Below are 6238 nucleotides of genomic sequence, written 5' to 3'. Positions count from 1 at the left end.
GCCGGGCCCGGCGCAGCCGCCGCGCGTCCAACTCCGACACCGGCCGATCCAACAGCGCGATGCACACATCCAGCAGCTCGACTTCCGCCTCAATGACGGGCATCTCGTGCTCGATGGTGTCCAGCTCAGCAGCGGTCGGCTCCGCATCAAGCGCAGGGACCGCCGCCAGTGCGACGATGTTCCTCATGGGTCGTGTTCTCCCTAGTAGGTGCGACGGCCCAGACAGCGGCCCCGGTGGTAGGACACCGGGGCCGCACGCCGTCAGGAAAGAAGCAGCAGTGCGCAGCGGCGTGTGCCGCTGGCGTGGGCGGGAAGGGAATCGCACCCTCGCCCCCGCAGGGGCCCTCTACGGCCCCGCCCTCGGTTCGCTCCCGCCGACACCCCACACACCTCCATCCGAGGGGGTGTCAGCGGAACCTCATGCAGTTGTGAAAGGGCAAGCGCTGCCTTTCGACCCGTTTCAGGAGGCCGTCCGGGCGCAGCAAACTAGAACCCCAAGAGGTGCTGTCCTCAACTCCTCTTTAGGACTAGACATGACTATGACGGCCCGCACAGCAATCGTCAACACCTCATGAGGACTTATGCTTGGTCAGCTCGACCAACCCAGGACGGTGGATGCCAGATGGCCAAGGCGTATGAGCGGATCGCTGACGATCTGCGGCAGCAGATCCGCAGCGGCGAGTTGAAGCCAGGTGAACGACTGCCAGCCGAAACCGCGCTGGTAGAGCGCTACCGCCGTAGCTTGCCGACAGTGCGGCAGGCACTGGGCACTCTCCAGGCAGAAGGACTGATCGAGAAGCAGCACGGACGGGGCAACATCGTCCGCAAGCCGCGCCGTTTGGTTGAGCGGAGCAACGGACGACACCAGTGGGAGAAGGATCGGGCACGTCAGTCGGAAGCCGAGCGTCGCAAGACGGGCGCGACCGAACATGACACCGGCCTGGAACTACCCGACCTGGTCTTCAGCGCGGAGTACCAGGACGCGACAGTCGATGACGACCTTGCGTCCGTCTTTGACGTAGCCGTCGGCACACCTCTACTCGAACGCGTCTACCGCACGTGGTACCGCGAGGAGGAGGCACCGTTCAACCTGGCGCACTCCTACCTGCTGCGCGGGGTGATCGAAGCGAACCCTGCCCTGCTTGACCAGGCGAACGAGCCGTGGCCGGGGGGGACGCAGAACCAGTTGCACACAGTCGGCATCGAACTCGACCGCATCGTTGAGCACGTCAGCGCTCGACCGCCAACGGCGGAAGAGGCAGAGGAACTTGGCCTGTCGGCCGGCGTCTCCGTGCTGATCCTGCGCAAGATCTCCATCGACACCACCGGACGGACAGTAGAGGTATCCGACGTGACGTTGCCGGGCGACCGAACCGAGATGGTGTTCACGACTCCCCTCAAGCGGTGGTGAGGGTGACCAACACTATTTCGATCATCACCGCCGTACATGCCCCTGCCGCTCATCACCTCGGGGACGCGTACCGGTCGTTGACAGCCCAGGAGCTCCCGGACGGCTGGGACTGGCAGTGGGTGGTGCAGGAGGACGGTGAGACGGATGCCGTGGCTCCATACCTACCCGACGATCCGCGGTTGAGCTTCGGGCAGGGGCGGCCCGGCCGCGCTGGTGTCGCCCGGACGCTGGCGCTGTCTCGCGCCGTTGGCACCTACGTCAAGGTGCTGGACGCAGACGACCAGCTCACCCCCGGCGCGCTCGCTCGTGACCTTGCGGCGCTCTCACAGCCCGGGGTGAGTTGGTCAACGTCACGAGTACTCGACCTCTTGCCGGACGGCTCCACCGTCGGCTTCGACCAGGACCCGTCAGCGGGCCCGATCCAGAGAGGCGAAGTGCTGGACCACTGGCGTACGCACGACTACCGGGCGCAGGTGCATCCAGCCACGCTTGCCGCTCCTCGGAAGCTAGTGCTGGCTCTCGGGGGTTGGATGGCGTTGCCGGCCTCGGAGGACACAGGCCTTCTCATGGCGCTCAACGCAGTGAGCACGGGGTGGTTCACGGCCGAAACGGGTCTGCTGTACCGCAAGTGGCCGGGACAGGTGACCAGCGATGCGGCTCACGAGCACGCTGGCGAGCGGAATGCCCGCATGGCCGTCGTGGAAGCCCGCGCACTCGCACTCGCAGAGACCGGGTGGCAGGTACACACTCCAGGCGCATGACGGCAAGCCGCAACGGGGCGCACCACAGGAACAGCCCGGCGCCATTGGCGCCAGCCAGGCAATACCAGAGGTATTGCACGAGCCCGTCTGAATATGGCGCTACCCAGTCTCCGGGAATAGCGGAATCACACCGTCACGGGAAGACGAATCTTCATCTTCCTGAACTACCTGAGAGGGATATTCATTTACCGGAGTCCTTGATGTAACAGTCCTGAACAGCCCTGTCGTCACACGGGCTTCCCGTGCCAGGGCGGCATCGCCCACTCCCACTCTCGCAAGAATCTCCACAGCTCTTGGATAAAGCGAGGGTTGCTCAACTGGCGGCATTTCTCCCGGCTCCCGTCGACGCCACCCTCTAGACGACAAGTAGGAAATTGCGTTTCTATAAGTTACGTCGCTCATGACGCCAAGCGATCTGGAACGGTACAGAAGAGCCTGGAGACTGACGCCCCATGTTTCCTTCAAGATTGCCAAGGTCCGCCAGTTCACTTTCGCAGGGAGAAGCTCCCGGAGCTCCTCGGCCGGCAGCAGGAATTCTGCTGCGAACCTATGGGCCTGATTCTCAACGATCTTACTACCGGGCTCAGCGTCCACATGCATGACCAGGTGACCTAGCTCATGGGCTAGGTCGAAGCGCTGACGGTAGTAATCCTCTTTCATCGGGTTCAGCACAACGGTAGGCCGATAGCCATCATCAAAAGAATATGCATCCACCGCCGCTGTTTGCGAGGGGCTAAAAACAACGACTACCCCGTTATTTTCAGCCAGCCGCGCAAGATGGCCTACTGGGCCGCGTTGAATATCCCAACTCTTGCGCAGCAAAGTGGCCGCCTCCTCAGGCAGGTCACTCTCATCGTCATCCACGTCGACGCTCAAGCGCGGCACGTTGGGTTCGGGGAATTCCACGTGCCGCTCAAGGGTCGCCCCTACGTCGCCTGCGATCATGCCGTAGGCATAAGCTTGATCGCGGGCGATCTGCGTGGTTGAACGCAGCGAGCGGAAGTGCGGAACGGTGTCTGTTGCAGACGCCTGATGAGGACCCGGGAGAAAGAACCCCGGCTCAACAGTGAGCGTTAGACACAACTGCGCTACGGTCGCTGGCGCAGGTCGCTTTGAATTGTTCTCGTACGCAGCGACGGCAGTCGGACTCTTCCCGATCTTCGCGGCAAGTGCATTCTTCCGAAGGCCAGCCAACTGCCGAGCGAGCGTCAAACGTCGTCCGTCGAATAGGCGGGAGGCGTCACCTACCTGCACTTCGGTGCGACGAGAAATGTCCATGGCCATTAACTCGTTTCATTACCTGTCATTCTCCTTTCGCCCCTCACGGCGAAGGCGAACGACTGCGTCGGGGACACTGGGCGCTCCGGACGGAGGGGGCGGGATCGCCGGGAGCAGGCCGGTGCCGGGGTTTCCGGGGTTCGCAGCAAGTAGATCATGCTTCCAGTGCCACGCCGCCCCGCCCCCCTTGTTCAGGCGAGAGCGTCCCAGAATGAGCTCTCTGATACCCAGTTCTCGTTCCACGCTGTGCGCTACTACAAGCGTGGTTACATCAGAATCATCCAGTTGCGCGTTGAGCGCGTGGAAGATCGCTTCTAGACCATCTTGCACCTCATCGACCAAAGGCAGCATGGGCTGATCGGGGTTCAACTGAGAGGCGGCACGCTGCTTCGTTCGACTCTTCCGTGGCCACGGAATCCTGTTGCTCTCCCCGTACGTGAAAGATGCCAACAGCCAGCGCCAATCACCACAGCGCCACCCAGGAGAACCGCTGACGTCTGACCGCACCACAGTCCCGGGTGCAATTACAGGCATCTTCCGGTACTCACCCGGCGCCAACCCACTGGCGACGACGTCAAGCCCGGCCATTGCGGCGGCCGAATCCGTAGCGAACTTGCCAGTCGAGAACACCCGGTCAAGGCGGTCACAGAACAGCGTATGAGCGAGCGTGCCGACCACCGCCTGCCCATGCCCCGTGTCTGGGTCATAGTCCTGCATCGTTCGCCGATAGGCGGACGTACCTGCCCAGAGGACGCCAGCCAGCGCACCGGCAGCACCAAGGTCTTCTAGCGCATCCTGCTGCTCGCTCATGCAACTGACTGTACCTCAGCCCAGTAACTGGCGCATCAAAATGAACCACTCGTGCGTGTCAGGCGTGAACAAGTAAACCGAACACGTGATCTATTCATGGGGTGAACCTATCGTCTGCCGTCGCGTCGCGCTACCGCCCAAGCAGCGCGTCTCAGCGCACCACCTTGCACCACCTGTGGCGGTAAACCGGGGTCAACAGCGGTCAACGTGAGGGGTGCTACGTGAGGCGGCTAACCCCATCGCTCCAGGCCACACGGTCCTGGCAGAAGTTCAGCGCATGATTCCCAAGCTCAGAGCGCGGGTTCGATTCCCGTCGCCCGCTCCACACCGAACCCCCAGGTCAGCGACCTGGGGGTTTTTGTTGTCCGGTGACGTGGGCGGTGCTCCCAGAACCCCGCGGTGGGGTCGGGGTGCGGGTAATCGTCGACCGGCCCACTGCGGGCGATCCCGGGTGCGGCCTGGGCCACACCCGGGATCGCATCGAGGACGAGTCGGAAGCGGCGAATCGCGTCCGTCAGTCCTTCACCGGTTCGCCCTGGTGCTCCGGTTCCAGCTCCGGCTCGGGCTCCGGCTCCCGTTCCAGCCGGCGGATGCCGAAGTCGCGGGTGAGAGGCGACAGATAGGCCAGCAGTGCGGAGAAGACCATGCCGCTCCAGCAGAAGACGGCCCACGGCGCGAAGTCGAAGTTCGCCACGCCCAGCGTCCCGGCCATGAACGCGCCGGAGACGGTCCAGGGCATGAGGACCTCGGTGAGGGTGACCGAGTCCTCCATGCTGCGCGAGAGGTTGGTCGGGTGCAGGTTCCGCTTCTTGAACGCCTTGCCGTAGAGGTCGTTGATGAGGAAGTAGGTGACCAGGGCGTTCGACGTGCCGTTGACGACGGTGAAGCCGGAGAGCAGCGTGGCCAGCACGAGGCTGCCGGTCGATCGCAGCTTGTCGATCAGCTTGCTGAGCAGGAGACGGAGCACGCCGGAGTTCTCCAGCGCCGCGGCGAAGAAAAACGCGCAGAAGACGAAGAACGCCGGGCCGTACATCGACTGCAGGCCACCGCGGTTGACCAGTTCGGTGAGGGGGTCCGAGACGTCGCGGGACAGCATGTCGGTGGTGAAACCGGAGACGGCGGCGTCGAACGTGTGGCCGATGCTGAAGCCCTGGACGAGCACGGCGAGGACGGCGGCGGTCGCCGAGGAAAGGAAGAGCACGATCAACGGGGGCTTGCGCATGATCGAGCCGACGAGGACCACGGCCGGCGGCAGGAGCAGCACCGGGTTGAGAGTGAAGAGTCCCTGCAACTCGTCGACGGTGCCGTCGATGACGTCGAGGTCGACCGACCCCGCGTCGATCGAGAGTCCGGCGATCAGGAAGACCACGGCCGCGAGGATCGACGACGGCACCGACGTGTAGAGCATGTGGCGAATGTGCTCGTAGATGTTGGCGCCGGCCGCCAGCGCGCTCACGTTCGTGGTGTCGGAGAGCGGTGAGAGCTTGTCGCCGAAGTAGGCACCCGAGACCACGGCGCCGGCGGTGATCGCCAGCGAGACGTCCATCGTGGCGGCGACGCCCATCAGGGCGACGCCGACCGTGCCCGCCGCGCCCCAGGACGTGCCCGTGAACGTGGCCACGATGGCGGTGACGACGAAGGACAGGACGTACAGGTACGACGGGTTGATGAGGGCGAGGCCGTATTCGACCATGAGCGGGACGGTGCCCGCGATCATCCAGGTGCCGATCAGCATCCCGATGCTCAGCAGGATGAGGATGCCCGGCAGGGCCCGCTTGATCTTCTCGCCCATGTCCGCGAGGACGCGGTCGAGGCCGACGCCGTGCAAGGCGGAGAAGATCGTGAACGTGATGGCCGCGAAGATGAGCATCAGCTCCGCGGGGAACTCCAGGATCCCGATACCGCCGACGAGGATCACCACGGTGAGGACCACCGGAATGAACGCCACGGCGGCCCGGGGTCGGGGGAGCGGAGGTTG

The 6238-nt window shown here is 64.0% G+C and carries 6 protein-coding genes; 2 read left to right on the top strand and 4 right to left on the bottom strand.

What is annotated here, in order from left to right; translation table 11 throughout:
- The coding region (locus tag ACYVE9_RS02345) for a DUF6284 family protein (RefSeq protein ID WP_461025993.1) at positions 1–187 on the bottom strand (187 nt) is incomplete at its 3' end.
- A 435-nt stretch (positions 188–622) separates the two neighbouring features.
- Between ACYVE9_RS02345 and ACYVE9_RS02340 the strand changes: the two genes are divergently transcribed.
- Together ACYVE9_RS02340 and ACYVE9_RS02335 are read left to right on the top strand one after the other, a co-directional pair.
- Positions 623–1411 (top strand): GntR family transcriptional regulator, encoded by a 789-nt coding sequence (locus tag ACYVE9_RS02340; RefSeq protein WP_461025992.1) that lies wholly within the window; start codon positions 623–625, stop codon positions 1409–1411.
- Positions 1412–1413: 2 nt separating this feature from the next.
- Positions 1414–2172 (top strand): glycosyltransferase family 2 protein, encoded by a 759-nt coding sequence (locus tag ACYVE9_RS02335; protein ID WP_461025991.1) that lies wholly within the window; start codon positions 1414–1416, stop codon positions 2170–2172.
- Between the two features lie 99 nt (positions 2173–2271).
- Here ACYVE9_RS02335 and ACYVE9_RS02330 read toward each other — a convergent pair whose 3' ends face one another.
- The 3 genes from ACYVE9_RS02330 to nhaC all read right to left on the bottom strand — a co-directional run bounded on the left by ACYVE9_RS02330 (position 2272) and on the right by nhaC (position 6208).
- The gene (locus ACYVE9_RS02330; RefSeq protein ID WP_461025990.1) at positions 2272–3456 is read right to left on the bottom strand and encodes a helix-turn-helix domain-containing protein; all 1185 of its coding nucleotides are present in this window, start codon (positions 3454–3456) and stop codon (positions 2272–2274) included.
- Positions 3457–3468: 12 nt separating this feature from the next.
- Entirely contained in the window at positions 3469–4260 is a 792-nt protein-coding gene (locus ACYVE9_RS02325) for a hypothetical protein (protein ID WP_461025989.1), read from the bottom strand.
- Between the two features lie 514 nt (positions 4261–4774).
- Positions 4775–6208: a Na+/H+ antiporter NhaC gene (nhaC, locus tag ACYVE9_RS02320; RefSeq protein WP_461025988.1), complete on the bottom strand. Its 1434-nt coding sequence runs from the start codon at positions 6206–6208 to the stop codon at positions 4775–4777.
- Positions 6209–6238: the final 30 nt, after the last annotated feature.

This window comes from Streptomyces sparsus (genome assembly GCF_054776295.1).
The sequence above is the reverse complement of the archived record's forward strand: the minus strand, read 5'-3'. Positions and strand labels throughout refer to the sequence as shown.

Bases quoted from the DNA above. Each gene is read 5' to 3' on its own strand.
- ACYVE9_RS02340 (WP_461025992.1), top strand. From the start codon at position 623: ATGGCCAAGGCGTATGAGCGGATCGCTGACGATCTGCGGCAGCAGATC.
- ACYVE9_RS02330 (WP_461025990.1), bottom strand. From the start codon at position 3,456: ATGGCCATGGACATTTCTCGTCGCACCGAAGTGCAGGTAGGTGACGCC.
- ACYVE9_RS02325 (WP_461025989.1), bottom strand. From the start codon at position 4,260: ATGAGCGAGCAGCAGGATGCGCTAGAAGACCTTGGTGCTGCCGGTGCG.